The organism is Eubacterium sp. 3_1_31, assembly GCF_964249515.1.
In the GTDB taxonomy this organism is placed as follows: Bacteria; Bacillota_I; Bacilli_A; order Erysipelotrichales; family Erysipelotrichaceae; genus Longicatena; species Longicatena caecimuris.
This window is the reverse complement of sequence record NZ_CAXUBY010000002.1, coordinates 1-22,609: the sequence shown is the minus strand read 5'-3', so window position 1 is coordinate 22,609 and position 22,609 is coordinate 1. Positions and strand designations below refer to the sequence as shown.

The following is a 22,609-nucleotide window of genomic DNA, read 5'->3' as shown; positions in this document are numbered from 1 at the left end:
TTAAATGAAAATCATTTTAAGTAAAAATTAGCACTCAAGTGTTGACAGTGCTAAAACTTGTGCTATAATACAGTTAGCAATCAAAGTGTTAGAGTGCTAAAGGAGCGTGATACTATGAACTTTGAAAAGATGAGTGAGAAACTGCAAGAAGTTATCATGCATGCCGTCGAAATCTGTAAAACCTATCAGCATACAACCATTGACACAATTCAAATGCTGAAAGCTATCTTTGAAAACGATGTGTTAGATGGACTGTTTAAGCGATTGAATATTGATAAGATAAGAGCTTTACAAATGATTGATGATGAGATGAGCAGGGTAGCTCGCAGTTCCAATGTGAATCCGCAATTCTCAAATGAAGTTGCGAAGTCATTTGATAAGGCGCAGCAATGGAGTGATTCCGTTCAGGAAAGCTATCTAAGTGTTGCCAGTGTTTTTATCGCCTTACTGTTTAACAAATCTTATATTTCTAAACAGTTGGTGAAAGAGTTCCACCTGAATGAGCAAGCATGCAAGGAAGAGGAACTGAAACGTCGTGGTGGCAAAAATATGGATACACCAAATGCGGAAAGCAATTTAGAGGCTTTAAGTAAATACGGTCGTGATTTGGTCGAAGATGTAAAAAGCGGTAAAATTGATCCTATTATTGGCCGTGATGATGAAATTCGCCGTGTTATCCAAATCTTATCTCGTAAGACGAAAAATAACCCAGTATTGATTGGTGAGCCAGGCGTTGGTAAGACCGCTGTAGTGGAAGGAATTGCTTGGCGTATCATGAAGGGTGATGTACCTAGTTCGTTAAAGGATAAAAAACTGATTGAATTGGATATGGGTTCTTTGATTGCCGGTGCGAAGTATCGTGGTGAGTTTGAAGAACGTTTAAAAGCAATTTTGGAAGAAGTAAAAAATGCCGAAGGAAACATTATATTGTTTATTGATGAAATTCATAATTTGGTTGGTGCCGGTAAAACCGAAGGCAGTATGGATGCCGGCAATATGTTGAAGCCAATGCTAGCGCGTGGAGAATTGCGTTGTATCGGAGCAACGACCTTTAATGAATATCGTCAGTATATCGAAAAGGATGCAGCTTTGGAACGTCGATTCCAAAGAGTTACTGTGCAAGAGCCAACGGTTGAGGATACCATCAGTATCTTGCGTGGTTTAAAAGATCGCTTTGAATCTTATCATGGTGTAAAAATCTTAGATGAAGCAATCATTGCGGCAGCTACTATGTCAAATCGTTATATCACAGATCGTTTCTTACCGGATAAAGCCATTGATTTAGTAGATGAAGCTTGTGCTACCTTACGGGTGGAAATGGAATCCATGCCACAAGAATTGGATGAATTACAACGTAAGATCATGCAACTGCAAATCGAAGAAACGGCGTTAAAGAAGGAAGAAGATAAAAAAGCAATTGAACGATTGAATGATATTAAGAAAGAATTGGAAGAGTTACGTGCAAAGAAAGATGAGCTTTATACAAAATGGGAAGATGAAAAAGCTGTTTTGGAAGAAAGCAAAGATGCCAAGGTAAAACTGGAAAAAGCACGCTTAGACTTAGAACAGGCACAAAGTGAGGCTCGTTATGAGGATGCGGCGAAGCTGCAGTATGGAACCATTCCGCATTTAGAGAAGCTCATTCGTGAGCAAGCTGAAAAAGAACATAATGAGGATGCCTTGATTCAGGAAACGGTAAATGAAGAGCTCATTGCCAAGATTGTTTCGCGCTGGACCGGTATAGAAGTTGCACGATTAGTGGAAAGTGAGCGTCAGAAATTATTGCATTTAAAAGAAGCATTGCAAAAACGTGTCATTGGACAAGATAATGCCTTAGAGCTTGTAAGTGATGCCATTCTACGTAGCAAAGCCCAGATTCAAGATGAAAATCGTCCTATCGGAAGCTTCTTATTTTTAGGACCTACCGGTGTCGGTAAGACAGAAGTTGCCAAAGCATTGGCAGAACAGCTTTTCGATAGTGAATCACATATCGTTCGTATTGATATGAGTGAATATATGGAGAAACATAGCGTTGCCCGTTTGATTGGTGCTCCTCCGGGATATGTCGGTTATGATGAAGGTGGTCAGTTAACGGAAGCAATCCGTCGGAATCCATATTCTATCGTACTGTTTGATGAGGTTGAAAAAGCCCATCCGGATGTCTTTAACGTATTATTGCAAATTCTGGATGATGGACGTATTACCGATTCCAAAGGTGTGACCGTAGACTTTAAGAATACGCTGCTGATCATGACAAGTAATCTGGGAAGTCAGTTTGCCTTTGATGAAGAAGATAAAGAAGACAAATATTTAAACGAAGTGAAGAAATACTTTAAGCCGGAATTTATCAATCGTATTGATGAAATTGTTGTGTTCAATGCTTTAAATGATGATATGTTAGGTAAGATTGCTCATAAATTTATGGATGAGCTGACACAGCGATTAGCCCATAAAGATATTAAGTTAGAAGTTAGTGACGCTGTATATCGCAGTATTGCTACTCAAGGCGTTGATGCGGTATATGGGGCAAGACCTATGAAGCGTTATATCCAGCGTAACATTGAAACGCTGATTGCTCGTAAGATGATTGAAGGCAATGCCGGTAAGGATGATGTCATCAGTGTTGATGTCGTTGATGGCGATTACGTCGTTACGGTTCATGCATAAGGACTAGAATAAAAAAAAGATTCCCTTTGTTGACTGTTTTTCAGACAGCTTTGATATGATTCCTCTAAAGTAGACAATGAAAATAAATAAAACGTTGTTTATGAAAGGAGGGATCTTTTTTTGTTATGGCTGTTTTACCCAGTAGTTTTATAAGGTACATTACCAATGTATCCTTTATGCCTTTCCAGTGAATTATAAATCGAATAAGGACTTATCTAACGCCTAACGGCTAGGATTAATGTGCAGATAGAGGATTACGAAATGCAAGAAAACGTATGGATTCCTTCTTGAAGAATTGTTTTCATGATACATTGCAGGTATACTAGAAGATAGTAGAAAATATATGATATGTGTGATGAATAGGAGATATTAACTATGGAATTACGTTATGAAGATGGTTGGTTGTTAGAGATGGATGCAGATGCAGGAGTTTATGATGTCTACGATGAGAAAAGATGCCTCTTACAGCAGGTTACAGGAAATCAGCGCCTTTTGCTTTCTGGCAAGGACAAACGTCCAATGCTCTATATTCGCAAAGACAAGCAAACCTTTGTCGTAAAACCACGGGCGCTACCTGACACCGGTGTTGTGAACTTTCGTGATCTTGGCGGTTATGTGAATCGTGATGGACAACAGGTACGCTATGATTGTTTTTATCGCAGTGCTCCTTTGTGTGATTTACAGAAGGATCATGTGGATTATTTGCATCAACTGCATATACAACATATTCTGGATTTGCGTAGTGATATGGAACGTAAAGGCAAGGAGGACATCCACTTACGGGAAGCGAAGTATCATCCCATATCGGCGATAACTTTTGATCAAGGAATGGATGTAAAAGGCAGTTTTGATTTTGCGACATTATTGCAACAAGTAGATGTCACATTGTTAAAGAATATGATGATGCAGGTTTATAGGAAGCTTCCTTTTGATAATCCTGCATATCGCCTTCTTGTACAAGTGGTGTTAGAGGAAGAGGTACCTGTATTGTTTCATTGCAGTGCAGGAAAAGATCGCACTGGTTTTGGGGCAGCTTTGCTATTGTTGCTGCTTGATGTTGATGAAGAAACCATCTTAAATGATTATGTCTTAAGCAATCAGTATCGTAAAAAGGAGAATGCGAAAATCTATGCGCAGGTAACAGCTTCGCAAACGGATATGGAGGCTGTAATGGGGGTACAAAAGCAGTATCTTAGGGCAGCTTTGCAGGCTATTAAACAACGCTATCAAACCTATGAAGCCTATTTTCAAGCAGAATTCGGTATTGATGAAACACAAAGAAAGCATCTAAAACAATGTTTTTTATATCCTTTGAATATGTAGAATCATGTTATTTTAACGCCTGTTCTTGAATTTTTTTAAAGAACAGGTTAAACTATATGACATGAATATATTTGAGGTAAGAGCATGTTTGGCTATGTCATTGTAAATAAACCGGAACTAAAAATCAAAGATTTTGATGTTTATCGCAGTTTTTACTGTGGCCTTTGTCAATGTTTGAAAAAAGAATTTGGACAGCTGTCACGGTTTTCCTTAAATTACGATATGACATTTCTGGCCATTTTGTTAACTGCGTTATATGAACCGCCTACGGAAGAGAAGATGAAACGCTGTATGATACATCCCATGCAAAAGCATAGGATGTATGATAACATCTATCTTAGCTATGCGGCCGAGATGACGATTGTCTTAACGTATTTAAAGTGTGAAGACAATTGGCAGGATGAACATTCGCATACATCACATATGTATCAGAAAGTATTAAAGCATCGCTATGAAAGCATTAAGCAAAAGTATCCTGAGAAAGTAACACGTATTGAAGAAGCCTTGATAGCACTTGGTGAAGAAGAAAAAAAGGGAACTAGGGATCTGGATCTGTTGGCTTCCTATACAGGACGTTTTATGGCAGAAATTTTATGCTACAAGGAAGATGTGTGGGCACCCACTTTAAGAACGATGGGCGATTATCTGGGACGCTATATTTATCTGCTGGATGCTTATGATGATCTAGAAGAAGATAAAAAGAAACAGTGTTTTAATCCTTTGTTAGAAGAAGCGAAGAAAAGCGATTTTGATGAACGCATGCGCACGATTTTAGAATTGATGATTTCCGCATCATGTGAGGCTTTTGAAATATTGCCTATCATTGCGTATGCAGATATCATCCGCAACGTATTATACTCAGGGATATGGGCAAAATATGAATTAGCACGTAAAAAGAGAACAGGTGAAGAAGATGGAAGATCCTTATAAGATATTAGGGGTATCAAGAGATGCCAGTGAAGATGAAATAAAAAAAGCATACCGACGATTAGCAAAGCAGTATCATCCGGATGTAAATAAAACAGCGGGAGCTGAAGAAAAGTTTAAAGAAATTCAGAATGCTTACCAGCAGATCATGGATTATAAGAAAAACGGTGGACCGCAAGACTTTTGGAATGCCAGTGGCTTTAGCAGTAGCTATGGTAATTATCAAGGCTATCAAAAGGGTGGGGCAACGAATGATTATCAAGCGGTAGTGAATTATCTGAATACCGGTCAATATCAGGCAGCGTACAATGTTTTAATTAATATTCAAGAACGTGATGCCAGCTGGTATTATCTGTTTGCCATTGCGAATTATGGCTTAGGTAATCATATTGCGGCAATGGATGCGGCGGAAAAAGCTTGTCAAATGGATCCAAGCAACCAACAGTATCGTCAATTGTATGCGCAGTTGCAAAGAGGCAGGACGCGCTATCAGCAGATGCAGACACCGTTTGGTGGTGCAAGCAATTTCTGTTGTTATTTGCTGTTATGTAATATGTGCCTTGGTGGAGGCGGCATGTGCTATCCTATATTATGCTGTTAGAGTGGAAACACTCTTTTTATTATGGCGTTTTTTGCTTTTTCCTGTAATGAAGAATCTTAATTGATACATCACATCTATCTGGAAAAAGCCTTTATGATATAGAAAGCTGTTTTATATAAAAGGCAGTCTTTGCCTCAATTAGGCACAAAGCTAGTCGTTACTTTGTTTCACAGGGTGATGTGCTTTTCATTGCCTAATATGCATCAAATCCAGAAAGACCCGCTAACGAGAATTTACTTTCGCTCTTGTCTTTTTTACTTATCATTATACACGACAGAGCATATCATTTGATGTAAACGCATTCATACATGAATTTATTACTTTTCTTTACGAAACACATGCAATTTGTTGACAAGTTAAGAATTTCGAGTATGATAGATATGTAAACGTTAGACGCGTATAACTTTTTTAGGAAGGCGGTAGACAGCATGATGACGACATTAGACAAAATACGTCCGGGTATGGGCGGCATCATACAAAGTGTAGGTGGGCAAGGAGCATTGCGCAGAAGACTTTTAGATATGGGATTAACTCCTAAGACCAAAATTCAGGTAACTAAGATTGCCCCTATGGGAGATCCCATGGAATTATATTTGCGTGGTTATGTATTAACACTGCGTTTGCAGGATGCAGCAGAGATTGAAGTACTAGTTAAGGAGGAAGTGCTATGAGTGAAGTGCTAATTGCATTAGCCGGTAACCAGAACTGTGGCAAGACAACCTTATTTAACCGTTTAACCGGAAGCAATCAGCATGTCGGTAACTTTCCCGGGGTAACAGTAGAAAAGAAAATGGGAATCATTAAGAATTTCAAAGAGGCAACACTTGTCGATCTTCCGGGCATTTATTCTTTGTCGCCTTATACAAGTGAAGAAGTTGTCACAAGAGATTTTATCTTAAAAGATCATCCTGCCTTAATTGTTAATATCGTGGATGCGACCAATATTGAACGAAACTTATATTTATCTTTACAGTTGATGGAATTAAAGACACCGATGGTCATCGCATTGAATATGATGGATGAAGTTACTGCCAGTGGAAACAGTATTGATGTAGAAAAGCTGTCAAAGCATTTACAAATTCCCATCGTACCGATTTCCGCTAGTAAGAATGAAGGCATCAATGATTTGATTAGTGTAATCAAGAAGGAAACACGTAAACATCAAGAAGCCATTCATCTGGATTTTTGTAAAGGTGAAGTACATCGTGCCATTCATTCAATTGCACATATCATTGAAGATCATGCGCAGACTGCAGATTATCCAACACGCTTTGCGGCTACCAAATTGGTTGAAGGTGATGAACCGATGCAGCGTGCTTTGCACTTACATCAAGATGATCTGGATATTATAGAAAAAATCGTTAAAAGCATGGAAGATGCTTTAGGTACAGACCGTGAGGCGGCATTAGCGGATATGCGTTATTCTTATATTGAAGAGCTGGTAAAAGATTGTGTTGTGAAAAATCATCGCTCACAAGGATTAAAGCGCAGTCAGCGCATTGATCAGCTGTTAACGCATAAATACTTAGGTATTCCGGTTTTTATCCTTATTATGTTGATGATTTTCTATTTAACCTTTGGACCGATTGGTGGTACTTTGCAAGGCTTATTAGAAGAAGGAATTGACATTGCGGTCAATGCGTTAAGTGATTTACTAATGCATTTACAAGTAAGCTCTTGGCTGCATGCCTTGGTGATTGATGGTATCTGTAATGGGGTAGGAAGTGTCTTATCGTTTCTTCCAGTCATCGTTACCTTATTTTTCTTTCTTTCTTTATTAGAAGATAGTGGTTATATGGCAAGGGTAGCCTTCGTCATGGATAAGGCATTGCGCAAGCTTGGCTTAAGTGGCAGAAGCTTTGTGCCAATGCTGATTGGCTTTGGCTGCAGCGTACCGGCAATCATGTCAACTCGGACCTTAAGTAGTGATCGTGATCGCAAGATGACAATCGTGGTAACACCTTTTATGTCCTGTAGTGCAAAACTGCCTATTTACGGCATGATCACAGCTGCCTTTTTCCCTGAACATACGGCACTTATTTTGATTAGTGTGTATCTGATAGGCATCTTTGTTGCGATACTGTCTGCTTTATTATTAAAGCGTACTGTATTTCAAGGGGAATCTGTACCCTTTGTCTTAGAATTACCGGCTTATCGTATTCCAAGTGCGAAAAGTGTGCTCTTACACATGTGGGAAAAAGCAAAAGATTTCTTACGTAAAGCTTTTACGATCATCTTTGTAGCTAGTATCATCATCTGGTTCTTACAAAGCTTTGACTTTGCCTTTAACTTTGTAGAAGATTCATCTACCAGTATGTTGGCTAACATCGGAACTTGGATCTCCCATATTTTTGCCCCATTAGGCTTTGAGGACTGGCGTGCATCAACGGCATTGGTTACCGGAATTACGGCGAAAGAAAGTGTTGTTTCTACCCTCTCTGTATTAACCAATACGACTAGTGATGCCGGATTATCCGTAGCTCTGCAAACGATCTTCTCTCCGGTATCCGCATTTGCTTTCCTATGTTTCACGGTGTTATATATGCCATGTGTAGCTGCTTTTGCGGCAACAAAACGTGAATTTAGGTTCTATGAAACAGGCATTGGCTACAGTGGCTTATCAAACCGGTGTAGCTTATGTGGTAGCACTACTTGTTTATCAGATAGGTTCCTTGCTTTTCTGATGACAGAATCAAGAAAAAAACATATACTAATAGTATAAGAAGGATGTGATGATATGAACTTAGCAGATGTTATCGTGAGCGCCATTATTATCGGCTTATTGATCATTGTCTTTTATGTAACCAGAGCTAAAAAAGGAAATAGCGGTTGTGGCTCTTGTACAAGTGATTGCAGTTCCTGTCATGCATTTTCCAATTTCTATGAAGATTATAAAAAAGATGAGGCTGATAAAAAGCTGAAAGAATAAATTGCATAAATAATTGTCTTACTTGAGGCTGTAATGAAATAGACAAGATTGATAAGTCTATGAGGTTACAGTCTCTTTTTTCTATGTTTCATGCTGTAATGAATTTTTTAGATAAAGAAATAAATTTTTCAGATAAAAGGTATTGGAAAAGAAAGAATCAATAACATATTGAAAATTAATTACAATGGTGATATCTTATAAATGAAATATAATTACATAAGAGGAGGATATCATGAACATTGTAATTGATGCAGCAACTGTTTTAAGGGCATGGCCAAACGTAGAGAAATACCAGAACACGACTTTACGTTATACCCCGAATACGGATTTTCCTGAGGTCATGGAGGAGATTATCGGTAAGCCGGATATCATTCGGCTGTTTGTGACCTTGGACGAAGTTTGGGATTATCGAACGAATGAATATCATTGGAATTATCTGATTGGTGAAAATCGCTATGTTGGTGATAATAAGCATTATGAATACGATTGGCCGTTGACGGAAGTAAGTCCTTTTCAGGTGCATGAAGAAGATTATCTGCGTTCTCATGCGGCGCATGCCAAAACGGTTATGTTGAATATTCGCCGTTATGAGCGTGAAGTTATTGAAGGAATCATTACTCTGGAAACCTATGAAAAAGTTTTTGAAAAGGTAGTGGAATACTATAAAGAGCATATTGCCAATATTGTCTATATTGAATGTTGTAATGAAGTGGAAATTCCGCGTTTCGGTGGCTTGCGCATGGAAGAATACTATCCGTTATATCAGTGTGCTAGTCGTGCCATAGCTCGTTTAAATGCCAAACATTCTTATGAACAGCCATTGCAGATTGGTGGTTTTGGGATGTCGGCAGGTATGTCCAATTGGAAATACTGGGATGCTTTTATGCGGCTTCTGGCAAAGGATGAAAAGCGCAAAATTGATTATTATTCAATGCATGAATATCATGGAAATCCATGCCGCATCTTAGAATTTTATATTCGTCATGAAGAACTGCGAAAAGAATTTAACTTACCGGAATTGCCTTTGATGATGAGCGAATACGGTATGCGTTATGGTTTGGGAGATGCCGGCAGACCGGACAATTTACATAACGCCAGTGGTGAAGTAGCCGGCATGTTGTTAGGTTCCTATTGTAAAAACTTAAAGATGTTTCCTTGGTGCAGTTTTCATAATCCGAATCAGCAGTTAGGAAGAACGATGTTCTTACAAATGGAAGATACTTATATCCCAACACCAAGCGGGCATGTCATGACGATGTTTCACTGGCTCAAGCCTTGGCAGCTCATTGTGGAAGAAGATACGGAAAATCAAATCATCGCGACCAAAGATAAAGACAGCTATGCCATCATGGCAGCGAATCCATTAGAAGATAAACGGGAATATCATTTTCTGCTAAAACATATAAAAAAGGCGGATTATATCATGAAAGAATATTATGTGGATGCTTTTCATAACAACTGTCTGCAAGATAAAAGTTGTATGAAATTGAGTATTTCAAGAGAAACTAAATTTCAAAATGTAGATAAAATTACGTTCACAAGAGAGATGAATCCAACAAGTGTACACTTTTATACTATAGAAAAAAGAAAATAAATTACATAATAAAAGATAAAATACGTCGAAAAGTGGCAAAAAATGCCATTTTTTAATACATTTTACACATAAATGAAATTAAATTACGAGAAAGTATAAAAAATAGTTGTAATTTAATTACACAGATATTATAATATACATGAAATTAAATTACAGTTAGTTTCAGATAATGTAATTTCGGTGTAAGAAAGAGAGGGTAATTTATGAGCGCTGAAAAATTATCACTAGGTCAGCAGATCTTAGAAGGCTTAGGAGGAGCTGGAAACATTAAGGTCTTTGAGAATTGTATGACCAGGCTACGTGTCGTTGTAGTGGATCCATCTAAGGTTGACAGAGCGGCATTGGGAAACATTAAAGGGGTTTTACGGGTAGTTGGTTCTCCGGAAGAACCGCAGATCGTATTAGGTCCGGGTGTGGCAGATGATGTCTGTACGGAATTAAAAACGATGCCCGGCTTGAACTACTCCGAAGTGAAAGCCGATGGTGCTTTGATGAAGAAGAAAGATGCTAAAGGTATCTTCAGTTTCTTTGCGAAAGTATTCGCACCATTGATTCCGGTATTTGCCGGAACCGGTTTGATCTTTGGTATCATGAAGCTGTTTGTGTTGATTTTTAACATGACCGGTATTAGTTTATTTGATCCGGCTGCTGTTGTGGATGGCGGTTCACAATTCATGGCTGTATTAAATGTATTAGCTAGTACATTCTTTACGTATCTGAATATTGCTGTTGCCATGCAGGCCGCAAAAGTCATGGGTGGAAATCCATACCTTGGCTTGGTTGCCGGTGGTATTGTTACCAACGTTGCCGGATTAAATGGCGTTGCGATGGGCTTCTTAGGCTTATCTTTCGCAAATGGCCGTGGTGGTACATTGGCCGCAATGGCAGCTGGTGCATTGATTGCTGTTGTCGAAAGAAAAATCAAAAAGCATACACCAAATGCCTTGCGCATTCACATGCCGTCGCTCTTATCGGTTGTCATTGTCGGTATCATTACGATTTACATCCTGCAGCCGGTTGGCGGACTTATCACAGATGGTATTACAGAAGCATTGATGTGGTTATTCAATAATGCCGGTCCTTTAGGCGGTGCTGTTATATCTGCATTGTTCCTGCCATTGGTAATGACCGGTATGCATCAAGGTCTGACACCGGTACATACGGCATTGATTCAGCAGTTAGGTTACACACCGTTGTATGCATTTAACTCTATGGCTGGTGGCGGACAGGTTGGTGCAGCGACCGCGTTGTATTTCAAATATCGTAAACAAAAAGCTTTACAGAGTGCCATCGTCGGTGGCTTACCTGCTGGTATCTTAGGTATCGGTGAACCATTGATCTTCGGTGTTACCTTACCATTAGGCCGAGCCTTTGTGACTGCCTGCCTAGGTGCCGGTGTTGGCGGCTTGGTTTGTGGCTTCTTCCCAGAAATGGGCGCCGTAACAATCAACGTTTCCGGTATCTTAGGAACTTTGGTTAATACCAAACCACTGGTATACTTATTAGCATATGCGACTTCTATTGCTTGCGGCTTCTTATTCACTTGGTTTGTTGGTGTTAAACAGGAAAATCTGGATACCTTCATCGTAGAAGAATAAAAAAAGACTTATGTACATCCTGCCTATGAAAGGCAGGATGGTGCATAAGTTCATAATTAAAAACAAAACCATTCATTCTGTATCGACTATGTAAAATATATGTATCAAAACTTTATGCAAATGAACTTTCATATAGTATATATGCGAAGCAGAATGAATGTATCGTATAAAGGAGGAAATTGTTATGAGTTTCATGTTTAAACCATTAGCTTATGATGAGCCAAATGCTGTAAACAAAATTCAATTGAAAGATGATGTACGACAAAATTTCATTCGTGGGAATGAAATTATCGCTAAAACGATGATTACCACTATGCAGACTGCCATGCGTGATGATTGCTATGTCTTATGCATGGATGGCTATGTCAGTGCGCAATTTGGATCTATGGTGGAAGCACTGCAAAAAGCTGCAAAAGAAAATCAAACAGACCTGTATGTTTACGATATGTGGGATATTTATAAAACACAGGCGCAAATAGATGAGCTGACAAAAGAAAGTCTACCATTAAACTATGAAGATGATCCGGTACTATTATTCGGTAGATTATACAAAGGGAATATCGAGAATTTTATTGATCCTGCGAAACAGGCGGAAGTAGTACAAACGCTGAAGGAAAGAAAAAAAGGCATTCATTTGATATATGGCATGGGAAGTGCCAGTGAAGCCATCCGTAAGGCAGCCAATGGCATTGCCTATTTAGATGTAACACCGAAAGTTGCGGCGATTCGTGCTCGAGAAGAAAAATTCGTGAATATCGGCGATGAAAGTGCAAGACCATTCAATTTGTTGATGCGTCGTAATTACTTTGTCGACTTTGAAGTAACACTGCGTTTACGTAAGACTTTACTAGATGAAGATGCCATTACTTTCTACATCTTGGATAATGATGATAATGATCGCCGCATGTTATACAACCATGCCTTAAATGAAATCCTAGATACGCTGATTCAATATCCATTCCGTGCCAAACCGGTATATCTGGAAGGCATCTGGGGAGGAGAATACATCCGTAAGATTCGTAATATTCCTATGGATATTGCCGGCAATATCGCATGGATCTTTGAATTTATCCCGATGGAAGTAAGTATTGAAGTCGCAGTGGGAGATGATGTTGCGGATATCCCATTCTATACCTTTGTTCAAAAGAAAGGCTTAGAAATGATGGGACAGCATTGTATGGAAGAATTTGAAGGTTATTTCCCAATTCGTTTCAACTATGATGATACATGGCACAGTGATGGCAACATGTCGATTCAGGTGCATCCGGATGAAGATTTTATCATTGAAAACTATGATGAATTCGGCCGTCAGGATGAAGCTTATTATGTGATTGCGACCGGACATGGAGCCAAGACGTATGTCGGCTGGAAAAATGATGGCAGGGAATTTTTGGAGCTGGCGAAAAAATCAGAAAAGGATCACTGTGATATTGATTATCAGAAATATGTTAATGCCGTACCATCCATACCGGGCAAACAGATCATGCTGCCGGCAGGAACGATTCATTCATCCGGACGAAATCAGTTGATTTTGGAACTGGGAAGCTTAACGATTGGCTCATATACGTATAAGGTATATGATTATAACCGTAAGGATAAAGAAGGTAAGGTACGACCAATCCATACTGCGAATGCAGAAAAGGTTTTACATTTTGAAAGGGATAGTGAATGGGTAGATAACAACATTGCCATTGAACCGATAATGGTCGAAGAAACACCACAATATCGTGAATATACCGTTGGTTCTACAGACTTGATGTATTATCAGACCAATCGAATCGAAATGGAAACCCATGCAATTTACGAAGGTAAAAATAACGGTCAGTTTACCGTACTCACCTTAGTGGATGGAGAAGAAATCAAGGTATATTCCAAATCGCATCCGGAATTTAGCTATACTCAGAAATACTTGGATATTGTAACGATTCCGGCAACGATTGAGGATTATGTCATTGAAGCTAAAGGCTATCAGCCGGTTGTGATACATAAGACCTTCTTAAGAGAAAATTATTCACGTTATAAGAATTTGGACTATAAAAATCGTTAGAAAGGAAGGATACCATGGATTTTATCAGAGAACCAAAAGCAATACAGGAATTTTGGGATACCTGTAAATTACAGGGACAAAATGTAGTAGATCGACAAAAGAAAGTTAAGGAATGCATCGGTGTTTATAATAATGAAGAAGCATTAAAGGAACATGGCGATAACTTAGCGTATTGGGTAAGCAATCAAAACTTTAATCGTGAAAGTTATGTGAAAGGAAATCTGCAATGGGGTATTACTTATATCAATCCGTTTACGGTAGATGGGGAATGTGCCATGACCAGCGGCCATTATCATGGGGATAGTGATTGTGATGAATACTATTATGGTTTAAAAGGCGAAGGTTTCCTATTGTTTTGGGATGGCGCACAGGATTTCTATGTAGAAAAAATATTCAAAGGCTCCTTGCATTATATCAATGGGCATTATGCACATCGTATCATCAATAGTGGCGATGAAGTGTTGGCAGTGGCGGCATGTTCGCTACCTTCTAGTAAACAGGATCACAAATCCATTCAAGAAAGAGGATTCCCTTACCGCTGTTATAAACGAGATGGTAAGATTGTCTGGGAGAAGCAGGAATGAAACCCTTAAGACTTCAGCCTGTCTATATCAAAACGATATGGGCAGGGCATACCCTACATGATATCCGTTCCTTACCGGAAGAAGGTATTGGAATCGCCCGTGAAGTATGTGCCTATAAAAATTCAGAAAATCTAATTGCGGAAGGTGAATATCAGGGAAAAAGTATTAAGGAATTGATTCAAGAACATCATGAGGAACTGATGGGTAGGGATGATAGTAATCAGTTGATTCGGGCTGCTTACATTGATGCAATCGAAGATCTATCCATTCAGGTACATCCCAAGGAAACAGATGCCGCTATTTTAGGGGATTATGAAAAATCAGAATCTTGGTACATTGTGGATGCGAAAGAAGGTGCAAGCATCGTAGCAGGTACGACTACTACGGATAAAGCAGTATTGAAAAAAGCGATTGAAGAAGGTACGTTAGAAAAATACATTCAACGCATACCGGTAAAAAAAGGCGACTTTGCTTTGATTCCGGCAGGATTGCTGCATGCTTGTGGTAAGGATATGCTGGCGATAGAGATTGGCAGCTTTGGCGGTATCACATATCGTTTGTATGACTATGGCAGACCAAGACCCTTGGATCTGGAAAAAGGCTTTGCGGTATTGGATTGTGATGAAGCCTGCAGCATGACACATCATCCATTGCCAGATAAACCATGCAATCAGAGAAATACTGGTGTGGATCACCCGCTGTTTCATGTTGATGTGATTGATATTGCCAAGGAAGGACTGTTTGAAACAAACAACCAATATCATGTAATCGTATGCGTAGATGGAAGTGGGGTTGTAGAGTGTAAAGGGGAAGCATTTGCTTTAAACTATACGCAGACGCTACTCATACCGGCAAGTGCGAAGCAATATCGCATCAAAGGAAATTTGCGTATTTTACAAGGTTGGAAACCATAAAACGATGAAATATGCATGAAAATGCTATTTAAAAAGCATAAGAATGAGCGATAAACGAGAAATCAGTTAGCATAATAACCGGGGTAATGATATAATATGAATGTTAATGGGGTGTGAATATGAACACAAAAATTGAAAGTGTCTATGCGACATTGTCTAAATCTGACAAAGCCATTGCGGATTATTTTTTAAGCCATGGCAAAGACATAATTTCTATGAACATTCATGAACTTGCGGCTGAAATCGGTACTTCTTCTGCTTCTGTTTCTCGTTTCGTAAGAAAAGTATTAGGAAAGAGTTTTGCGGAAACCAAGATTGAACTGGCAAAGAATATTGAAAGTTTGAGTGTGGAAAATACCCATGAAATATTTGAATGGGCATCAGACTTTGATGATATGCCGAATAAAATCATTTCGCATATCGATCAGGTTTGTAAGGATGTGCTGGACTTCAATGGAATCAAGGTATTTGAGGAAGTTATCACCTTACTGGCAGATGCGGAAAACATCTTCCTGTTTGGTGTCGGCAGCAGTGGCATCGTTGCTCAGGATATGCATCAGAAAATGATTAAGCTGCGAAAGCGGGCTCTATATATTACCGATTCTAACTTTGGTACGTTAAATGCCGCTTTGTGTACGGATAAAGATGTGGTTGTGGCAATCAGTTTCAGCGGTCGTACCAAGGAAGTCAATATAGCTGCCAGAAAAGCAAAGGAAATGGGCGCAAAGGTAATTTCTATTACCAATAATACAAAAAACAAATTGCGTGCCTTAAGTGATATTAATATTGTGATACCAAGTGTGGAAATGAATGAATCAAGATTGGCCGCTATTTTTTCACGCTATGGACAGTTATTTGTTGTCGATATGCTCTTTGTCGGTCTGGCAAAACGGATAAGTAATTCTCCGAGCCAGTTATTGGATGGTTATCGAGAAATCTTAAAGGAATTAAAAGAAAACAGATAGGAGATTCAAATGTTATGGAAAAGATAAAGACTTTTCTTGCTCCGATAAAAGGAAAACTGTTGGATATCAGTTGTGTTCCTGATGAGGTTTTTGCGGATCGTGTTATGGGAGATGGCTTTGCGCTGGATATTTTAGGCGGTGAAGTCATTGCTCCGATGGATGGTGTCGTTACGGCAGTATTTCCGGGAGGACATGCAGTTTGTCTGCAAGCGGATTGCGGTGTACAGGTATTGATACATATCGGCTTGGAAACGCACACTATCAAACATTTGTATAAAACAAAAGTTGAACAGGGACAACATGTGAAGGCAGGCGATTTACTGGTTGTTGCGGATTATAAAAAATTACGTAAAAAGGCCAAATCACCAATTACGCCAATCGTTTTTTTGAATCAGGAAAAGATTGAATTATTAAAAGAAAACGAAATGGTAGAAGCAGGAGATACCGGTATCATCCGTATCACTGTTCAGGATGCCTAATATGATACAGGGATATGGTGTATCTCTTTATTTAGAAGAACATGCAGATGAAACAAAAATGCAGTCTTATCTGGCATTGGCAAAAAGCAAAGACTGTAAGGAAATATTTACTTCTGCCCATTTACCAGAATACACGCTAAAAGAACAACTCCGATTCCTCGCCATATTGGTTAAACAGGTACATCGTTTCCGTATGGAAATCAGTGTGGATTTCGGTGGTGGCAGTATCATGGAAATATTACAGGATCCCTTTACATGCGAAGCCATTGCTTCATTACAACTAGATGCCATGCGATTGGATTACGGATGTAATGCGGATATCATGGAAGCTTTGCACAAGCAAACCGGGATTTCTACCTTTATTTTAAATGCTTCCATCTTACAGGAAAAAGAATTGCTTCCATATTTGGAAAAAGCAAAAGAGCATCAGATACAAATAAAGGACTGTCATAATTTTTATCCTAGAGAAGATACTGGGTTAGATATGGATTTCATGATCAGTCAATATCAGTTGTTTCATAAATATGGTATTCCGGTCACTGCCTGTATCGCTTCTCACACTCATCCAAGAGGGCCGATATTCAAAGGATTGCCTACCATGGAAAAACAGCGTTACATGTCGGTGGAAAAAGCCGCTTTAGAACTTTCTGCTTCATTAGTGGCTGATTGGCTGTTGGCAGGGGATGCCTATTTAAAGGAAACCGAGTTGGATGCATTGTATTGCATCTTGCATAAAAAGGAATTGGTGCTGCATGTCTCATTTTTAGAAAATGCAACAAAGGAAGAAAAGCAGTTGCTGTTAGGGCGCGTGCATGCCATTCGCTATGACAGCAATTCCCGCATACTCCGTTCCCAATCATCACGAGAGATGGCGGAGTTTGCGAAAAAAATCAAAGCGCATAATACAGTTGAAAGAAAAGCTTTGACAATTACCATTGATAATGAAAACTACCTGCGTTATAGCGGGGAAGTACAGTTTGTTTTACAGGATCTGCCCAGTGATGAACGGGTTAATGTAGCAGGCTGTATAGCGAAAGAGGATGCATGGAAACTGCAATATTATCGGGAAGGTTTCGCATATCGTCTGATTGCTGTTTGACATCCTTTGGGATGTCTTTTTAGGAGGCAGGAAATGAACTATCATCAACTTACAAGTAAAGATGTTTCCCAGCTTTTGGAACTGTGGAATGAGGTGGTTTTAGAATATCCGCTAACGATGAAAAAACTGGTACAGACTTTATTTTGTGATGAAAATTATGATAATCAGGCTACTTTCTTAGCAGAGAACGAAAAAGAAATCGTAGGTTTTTGTATAGCAATCAAAAGAAAGTATCCGTATTTAGAAAAAGGTCTGGAAGAAGATAAGGGATGGATTTATGCCATTGCCGTAAAAAAAGCTTATCAAAGACAGGGGATAGGCAGTCGGTTACTGGCTTATGCAGAAAACTATCTGCAATGTCCACATGTGATTGTCGGTGCTTATAGTCCACATTATCTAATGTGTGGTATTGATGCAAATAAACAAGAAACTGTGTCTTTTTTCACAAAGCACGGTTATCAGCTCAAAGCTTGCGCATATCCGATGAAGATGGATCTTACGACGTATCAAATGCCAAAAAGCATCCAGGAATTAAAGCAACGCAAGGAAGCAGAAGGCTATTCTTTTGTTTACTTTACATGGGCAGATGGCGAAGCGTTTTTATCTTTTCTACAAATGAATTTCAGTGCCGGTTGGCGCAAACACGTTATATCGGCAATGCAATCAGCTACGGCAGAAAATACGATTCTGTTATGTAAAAAAGGAAAGGAAATCATCGGCTATGTGCAAAGAGGCATTTTACAGGAAGCCAACCGATATGGCCCTTTTGGTGTGAAAGAAACATATCGCGATGCCGGTATCGGTTCCATCTTAGCGCATCTGATGTGGCAGGATATGAAAGCAAATGGCTTAAAAAATGTTTGGTTTCACTCTACCGATGAGAACGGGCGACGTTTTTATGAACGACAGGGCATGCAGGTCGTAAGAAAATTAGTACACTGTGAGAAGGTGAGAACATGAATCTGGCTGTTATCGGGACAAGTAAGATTGCCCAAAAATTGACAAGCACCTTTCTTACGTTTCCGGATATGCAAGTAAATGCTGTGTATTCAAGAACAAAGGAAAAAGGAAAGGAATTCGCATCGGTATTTTCCTGTACCAAAGTTTATACAGATCTTGAGGATATGGTAAACGATAAAGAAATAGACTTGGTATATATCGCTTCCCCTAACGCGTTACATGTAGCTCAAAGCAAGATCTGTTTACAACATGGCAAGCATGTGTTTTGTGAAAAGCCGATTGCTTTTTCCAGAGATGAACTGGATTCTTTGATTGCATTGGCTAAGCAGAATCACTGTTTCTTTCAAGAGGCTATGACGGTAACTTACATGCCAAACTTTTCCATCCTAAAACAGGCCATACAGGATAAACATCCGCATTTACTAACCTGTGATCTGTCCCAATATTCAATACAATATGATGCTTTAAAACAGGGAGAAATAAGCAATGTGTTTGCTAAGCAGATGAAAGGCGGTGCTTTGTATGATTTAGGTGTATATTGTTTACATTTTGTATATGGCATTCTTGGATATCCGAAAGCTATGACGAAATATGATGTAAGATATACCAATGGTATTGATACCTCCGGTGTTATCGTGATGCAGTATGAGCAATGCAATGCCATCATCAGCTATGGAAAAGACAGTAAGGGAAGTGCCCATACTAGAATCCAATGTGAAGAAGGGTATTATGATATGGAAGGAGCTTGCAGCCGATTACGAACGATTGTTTTTCATGATGAACAAGGCACGCATGCGCTTGGTACAGAAACAAAGGAAAATCATCACTGGTATGAAGTAGATGCCTTTCTGAAAATGATACAAAAAAATAATCATGCCTTCCAACAACAGCAATGGGAACAATCTCTTGCGGTATGTCAGCTGCTGGAAGAATTACAAGAGAAAGGAGATAAAACAGTATGAAGGTCAGTGTACCATTGGCAGTAAGTGCCCAAAGTTTTTATACATATCTGTTGAAACAGATCAAAACCGATATTCAGGCTTCTAAAAATACCGTACCGGCTACGTTAGAGGAACTAGATGGCTATACGTATTCAAGATTTTTAAAAAGACAAAAAAAAGATGCATTGGAAATTCGAATTCAGGTTGGACCGTTAATTGAAAACCGCTATTATGAAGTGAAGTATCAGACACCGACGGCATCCAATCGTTATTTCTATGATATTACAGAAGTTGATGAACATCATATTGAAGTGACGTATTGTGAGGATAACAGTGCAAAAGGAAGTATCAATAACTGGTTTTATAAGACAAGAGTAAAATTTCGAGAGGCCAATGTGCAAATGCGTGTAAAGGAAACATTAAAAGCCATTGAACAACAATTACAAGGAGATACGTCATGGATACCATCGAAACCTTAGATACAGAACAGATCAATCCGGCTTCTTCACAGATCAGTGAAGTTTCCACATTAGAAAGACTTACCATTATTAATAATGAAGATAAACGGGTTGCACAGGCCGTATCGTTATGTTTGCCAAAGATAGCAGAATTTGTGGATCATGCAGCCATGTGTTTGAAACAGCAGGGCCGCCTGTTTTATATCGGTGCAGGAACTTCGGGCAGATTGGGAGTATTGGATGCCAGTGAGTGTCCTCCTACCTATGGTGTAAAGAAAGAGCTTGTGCAGGGCATTATCGCCGGTGGAACGATTGCTTTAACGGATGCGGTAGAAGGTTGTGAAGATGATGAACAACAGGCAGTTGAAGATTTAAAGCAGGTCGGTTTTACCAAGAATGATTGCCTGCTTGGCATTGCAGCCAGTGGCAGAACGCCATATGTGGTGGCAGCTTTACGCTATGCCAAAGAAATCGGTGCATATACCGGTGCATTGAGCTGTTGTCATAAGGCAAAAATATCGGCTTATGCCGAAACAGCAATAGAAGTCATTACCGGCGCTGAAGTAGTCAGCGGTTCTACTCGCATGAAGGCCGGTACGGCACAAAAGATGGTTTTAAATATGATCAGCACTTCGTTAATGATAGCCTTAGGTAAAGTATATAAAAACTATATGGTAGATGTGATGCCAACAAATGAAAAATTATTGCAGCGAGCAAAGCATCTCATCAAATTGACCTGTGATTGTGATGAAAGTTGTGCAGAGCAGCTATTTGAAGCAAGTCATCATAGTGTAAAAGCCGCCATTGTCATGCATAAGCTGAAGCTGTCCTATGAGGAAGCAGAAAAACGCTTAAAAACAAACAACAATTTAAATGAAGTATTATCCGGTAAGTAAAAACACGCTAGAAGCGTGTTTTTATGTGAAGCCTATTAAAAATGCGAATTAACAAGTAACTTTACATAAAGTTATTGGCAACAGATCTTGTCAATGAAAGAGGTGGATTTTATGATTAAAGAGGAAATTCTTGCGATGAGTTGAAAAGACGATGAAATATATAAAACGATTAAAAGGGAAGTTAATTAAAATGCTTTTTTAGTCATTAAAACACCAATGTAGTTCTCATCTGAGTTTTATTCTTACAGAGGCTTGTAACCGGTAAAGTATTTACGGATTATCAGGTTTTCCTATTAGCTTTTTTATCTGGGTTTATCGACCAATATGTGACAAAGTATAAATATACCAAAAAAAAGAAAGGCTCATTTTTGATAAACATAAGAAAAAATGAAAAGATGAGCAAATATTCGTTAGAATAGATAATAGATTTTGATATAGAGCAGGAAGATTTCATAGAATACCTGTTAAAGCATGGTATAACAGTGCAATGGAAAGTAGTTGTATAAAGATCTATGATTTTTACTATACGCTACAATTCTGATAGATAAGCATGTAATTATCACACATCTAGATTGGGTTTTAGCGTTGAATGGTGCTTCATAAAAATCAAAGATGGGGAAGATACCATTTTAAAGCGTTTGTAAAAAGCTAAAGAAGCATTTACATTTCTTTCAAATACAACTACAATAAAGGCAAAGAGGTGAAACATATGATACAGACATATCGAAACCATACTCCACGAATTGATGCCACCTGCTTTGTTGCGGATAATGCGACTATCATTGGTGATGTAACTATGAAAGCAGATGCCAGTGTTTGGTTTGGCAGTGTGATTCGTGGGGATAAAGATCATATTGAAATCGGTGAAGGCAGTAACATTCAAGACAATTGTACGTTACATACCGATCCACAGCATGTATTGACTATAGGAAAACATGTAACGGTGGGTCATAATGCCATTTTGCATGGCTGTCATATTGAGGATGAGGTGTTAATTGGTATGGGTGCCATTATCTTAAATGGTGCTCATATTGGTTCCCATAGTATTATCGGAGCCGGGGCTTTAGTGACAGAACATATGCAGATACCTAAAAACAGTATCGTTGTTGGCTGCCCTGCCAAGGTTATAAAGACAATATCAGCACAACAAATACAGGAAATTCAAGACAATGCTATGCATTATGCACAACTAGGCAAAGAGTATAAGGAGCTAACTATTAAGAAGTCAAGCATTTTTGAAAAAGATTGAAAAAGCATGACAAAAACAAGTGCTAGTAAAAGCACAAAAATTGATCTTTGAAAATTAGATAAAATTGACTAGTAAAGAAAGGTTGGGTCGAATGATTCTCCAGTAAGTTCTAAATGATAAATCACACGTAATAGTTTTTTGACAACATGTGATTGTGCTACACGGTAATTCTTTCCTTCATGAAGCTTTTTATAAAAAAATTTACGAAAAGTTATGTTATGAATAACTAGATATGGAACTGCATTAAAAAGGACATAACGCAATTGAGAAGAACCGTGTTTTACCATTTTGCCTTTATGAGAAGATGTTCCAGATTGGTAAATGGCAGGCTCTACTCCACAAAAAGCGCAAAGCTGTTTAGGATTACTAAATTTTGAG

Annotated in this window: 20 protein-coding genes and 1 pseudogene; 20 read left to right on the top strand and 1 reads right to left on the bottom strand. The window is 38.8% G+C overall.

What is annotated here, in order from left to right; all coding sequences use genetic code 11:
- The first annotated feature begins 114 nt into the window (after positions 1–114).
- The 20 genes and pseudogenes from ACESSZ_RS00990 to ACESSZ_RS00895 all read left to right on the top strand — a co-directional run bounded on the left by ACESSZ_RS00990 (position 115) and on the right by ACESSZ_RS00895 (position 22,231).
- Positions 115–2,667, top strand: coding sequence for an ATP-dependent Clp protease ATP-binding subunit (locus tag ACESSZ_RS00990; protein WP_008689161.1), 2,553 nt, complete (start codon positions 115–117; stop codon positions 2,665–2,667).
- 375 nt (positions 2,668–3,042) lie between these two features.
- Complete coding sequence (locus ACESSZ_RS00985) at positions 3,043–3,990, top strand: tyrosine-protein phosphatase (protein WP_008689160.1); 948 nt, start codon at positions 3,043–3,045, stop codon at positions 3,988–3,990.
- 84 nt (positions 3,991–4,074) lie between these two features.
- Positions 4,075–4,920: a DUF5685 family protein gene (locus ACESSZ_RS00980; protein ID WP_008689159.1), complete on the top strand. Its 846-nt coding sequence runs from the start codon at positions 4,075–4,077 to the stop codon at positions 4,918–4,920.
- Positions 4,904–5,518, top strand: a complete 615-nt coding sequence (locus ACESSZ_RS00975; RefSeq protein ID WP_008689158.1) for a tetratricopeptide repeat protein — start codon at positions 4,904–4,906, stop codon at positions 5,516–5,518. The genes ACESSZ_RS00980 and ACESSZ_RS00975 overlap by 17 nt, the downstream gene beginning before the upstream one ends.
- A gap of 431 nt (positions 5,519–5,949) precedes the next feature.
- Positions 5,950–6,189 (top strand): FeoA family protein, encoded by a 240-nt coding sequence (locus ACESSZ_RS00970; RefSeq protein ID WP_026006704.1) that lies wholly within the window; start codon positions 5,950–5,952, stop codon positions 6,187–6,189.
- Positions 6,186–8,202, top strand: a pseudogene (feoB, locus tag ACESSZ_RS00965) (ferrous iron transport protein B). The gene ACESSZ_RS00970 and the pseudogene feoB overlap by 4 nt, the downstream one beginning before the upstream one ends.
- Positions 8,203–8,255: 53 nt before the next feature.
- Positions 8,256–8,447, top strand: coding sequence for a FeoB-associated Cys-rich membrane protein (locus tag ACESSZ_RS00960; protein ID WP_008689151.1), 192 nt, complete (start codon positions 8,256–8,258; stop codon positions 8,445–8,447).
- A 232-nt stretch (positions 8,448–8,679) separates the two neighbouring features.
- Complete coding sequence (locus ACESSZ_RS00955) at positions 8,680–10,041, top strand: hypothetical protein (protein ID WP_008689150.1); 1,362 nt, start codon at positions 8,680–8,682, stop codon at positions 10,039–10,041.
- Positions 10,042–10,244: 203 nt separating this feature from the next.
- On the top strand, positions 10,245–11,639 hold the full coding sequence (locus ACESSZ_RS00950) for a PTS transporter subunit EIIC (RefSeq protein ID WP_008689149.1): 1,395 nt from the start codon (positions 10,245–10,247) through the stop codon (positions 11,637–11,639).
- 184 nt (positions 11,640–11,823) lie between these two features.
- Positions 11,824–13,686: a class I mannose-6-phosphate isomerase gene (locus ACESSZ_RS00945; protein WP_008689148.1), complete on the top strand. Its 1,863-nt coding sequence runs from the start codon at positions 11,824–11,826 to the stop codon at positions 13,684–13,686.
- Positions 13,687–13,700: 14 nt separating this feature from the next.
- Positions 13,701–14,270, top strand: a complete 570-nt coding sequence (locus tag ACESSZ_RS00940) for a glucose-6-phosphate isomerase family protein (RefSeq protein ID WP_008689147.1) — start codon at positions 13,701–13,703, stop codon at positions 14,268–14,270.
- Positions 14,267–15,184: a class I mannose-6-phosphate isomerase gene (locus ACESSZ_RS00935; protein ID WP_008689146.1), complete on the top strand. Its 918-nt coding sequence runs from the start codon at positions 14,267–14,269 to the stop codon at positions 15,182–15,184. Before ACESSZ_RS00940 ends, ACESSZ_RS00935 begins: the two co-directional genes overlap by 4 nt.
- Before the next feature lie 119 nt (positions 15,185–15,303).
- The gene (locus tag ACESSZ_RS00930) at positions 15,304–16,149 is read left to right on the top strand and encodes a MurR/RpiR family transcriptional regulator (RefSeq protein ID WP_008689145.1); all 846 of its coding nucleotides are present in this window, start codon (positions 15,304–15,306) and stop codon (positions 16,147–16,149) included.
- A 14-nt stretch (positions 16,150–16,163) separates the two neighbouring features.
- Positions 16,164–16,628 carry a PTS sugar transporter subunit IIA gene (locus ACESSZ_RS00925; protein ID WP_008689144.1) on the top strand — a complete coding sequence of 155 codons (465 nt, stop codon included), beginning with the start codon at positions 16,164–16,166 and terminating at the stop codon, positions 16,626–16,628.
- 1 nt (position 16,629) lies between these two features.
- Entirely contained in the window at positions 16,630–17,727 is a 1,098-nt protein-coding gene (locus ACESSZ_RS00920; protein WP_499842667.1) for a MupG family TIM beta-alpha barrel fold protein, read from the top strand.
- Between the two features lie 33 nt (positions 17,728–17,760).
- Positions 17,761–18,687 carry a GNAT family N-acetyltransferase gene (locus ACESSZ_RS00915; RefSeq protein WP_008689142.1) on the top strand — a complete coding sequence of 309 codons (927 nt, stop codon included), beginning with the start codon at positions 17,761–17,763 and terminating at the stop codon, positions 18,685–18,687.
- Positions 18,684–19,649, top strand: coding sequence for a Gfo/Idh/MocA family protein (locus ACESSZ_RS00910; protein WP_008689141.1), 966 nt, complete (start codon positions 18,684–18,686; stop codon positions 19,647–19,649). Before ACESSZ_RS00915 ends, ACESSZ_RS00910 begins: the two co-directional genes overlap by 4 nt.
- A complete protein-coding gene (locus tag ACESSZ_RS00905; RefSeq protein ID WP_008689140.1) occupies positions 19,646–20,107 on the top strand; it encodes a DUF3284 domain-containing protein in 462 nt (153 codons plus the stop codon). Before ACESSZ_RS00910 ends, ACESSZ_RS00905 begins: the two co-directional genes overlap by 4 nt.
- Entirely contained in the window at positions 20,086–20,982 is an 897-nt protein-coding gene (murQ, locus tag ACESSZ_RS00900; protein ID WP_008689138.1) for an N-acetylmuramic acid 6-phosphate etherase, read from the top strand. The genes ACESSZ_RS00905 and murQ overlap by 22 nt, the downstream gene beginning before the upstream one ends.
- Positions 20,983–21,691: 709 nt before the next feature.
- Complete coding sequence (locus ACESSZ_RS00895; protein WP_499842666.1) at positions 21,692–22,231, top strand: gamma carbonic anhydrase family protein; 540 nt, start codon at positions 21,692–21,694, stop codon at positions 22,229–22,231.
- Between the two features lie 68 nt (positions 22,232–22,299).
- Here the strand turns inward: ACESSZ_RS00895 and ACESSZ_RS00890 are convergent.
- Positions 22,300–22,609, bottom strand: a 310-nt coding sequence (locus tag ACESSZ_RS00890; RefSeq protein ID WP_499842665.1) for a transposase, incomplete at its 5' end; no start/stop codon positions are given.

Excerpts from the sequence above, each read along its gene's own strand:
- ACESSZ_RS00940 (WP_008689147.1), top strand. The coding sequence starts at position 13,701 with ATGGATTTTATCAGAGAACCAAAAGCAATACAGGAATTTTGGGATACC.
- ACESSZ_RS00990 (WP_008689161.1), top strand. The coding sequence starts at position 115 with ATGAACTTTGAAAAGATGAGTGAGAAACTGCAAGAAGTTATCATGCAT.
- murQ (WP_008689138.1), top strand. The coding sequence starts at position 20,086 with ATGGATACCATCGAAACCTTAGATACAGAACAGATCAATCCGGCTTCT.
- ACESSZ_RS00905 (WP_008689140.1), top strand. The coding sequence starts at position 19,646 with ATGAAGGTCAGTGTACCATTGGCAGTAAGTGCCCAAAGTTTTTATACA.
- ACESSZ_RS00980 (WP_008689159.1), top strand. The coding sequence starts at position 4,075 with ATGTTTGGCTATGTCATTGTAAATAAACCGGAACTAAAAATCAAAGAT.
- ACESSZ_RS00920 (WP_499842667.1), top strand. The coding sequence starts at position 16,630 with ATGATACAGGGATATGGTGTATCTCTTTATTTAGAAGAACATGCAGAT.
- ACESSZ_RS00915 (WP_008689142.1), top strand. The coding sequence starts at position 17,761 with ATGAACTATCATCAACTTACAAGTAAAGATGTTTCCCAGCTTTTGGAA.
- ACESSZ_RS00930 (WP_008689145.1), top strand. The coding sequence starts at position 15,304 with ATGAACACAAAAATTGAAAGTGTCTATGCGACATTGTCTAAATCTGAC.
- ACESSZ_RS00950 (WP_008689149.1), top strand. The coding sequence starts at position 10,245 with ATGAGCGCTGAAAAATTATCACTAGGTCAGCAGATCTTAGAAGGCTTA.
- ACESSZ_RS00955 (WP_008689150.1), top strand. The coding sequence starts at position 8,680 with ATGAACATTGTAATTGATGCAGCAACTGTTTTAAGGGCATGGCCAAAC.
- ACESSZ_RS00910 (WP_008689141.1), top strand. The coding sequence starts at position 18,684 with ATGAATCTGGCTGTTATCGGGACAAGTAAGATTGCCCAAAAATTGACA.
- ACESSZ_RS00985 (WP_008689160.1), top strand. The coding sequence starts at position 3,043 with ATGGAATTACGTTATGAAGATGGTTGGTTGTTAGAGATGGATGCAGAT.
- ACESSZ_RS00895 (WP_499842666.1), top strand. The coding sequence starts at position 21,692 with ATGATACAGACATATCGAAACCATACTCCACGAATTGATGCCACCTGC.
- ACESSZ_RS00970 (WP_026006704.1), top strand. The coding sequence starts at position 5,950 with ATGACGACATTAGACAAAATACGTCCGGGTATGGGCGGCATCATACAA.
- ACESSZ_RS00975 (WP_008689158.1), top strand. The coding sequence starts at position 4,904 with ATGGAAGATCCTTATAAGATATTAGGGGTATCAAGAGATGCCAGTGAA.
- ACESSZ_RS00925 (WP_008689144.1), top strand. The coding sequence starts at position 16,164 with ATGGAAAAGATAAAGACTTTTCTTGCTCCGATAAAAGGAAAACTGTTG.
- ACESSZ_RS00945 (WP_008689148.1), top strand. The coding sequence starts at position 11,824 with ATGAGTTTCATGTTTAAACCATTAGCTTATGATGAGCCAAATGCTGTA.
- ACESSZ_RS00935 (WP_008689146.1), top strand. The coding sequence starts at position 14,267 with ATGAAACCCTTAAGACTTCAGCCTGTCTATATCAAAACGATATGGGCA.
- ACESSZ_RS00960 (WP_008689151.1), top strand. The coding sequence starts at position 8,256 with ATGAACTTAGCAGATGTTATCGTGAGCGCCATTATTATCGGCTTATTG.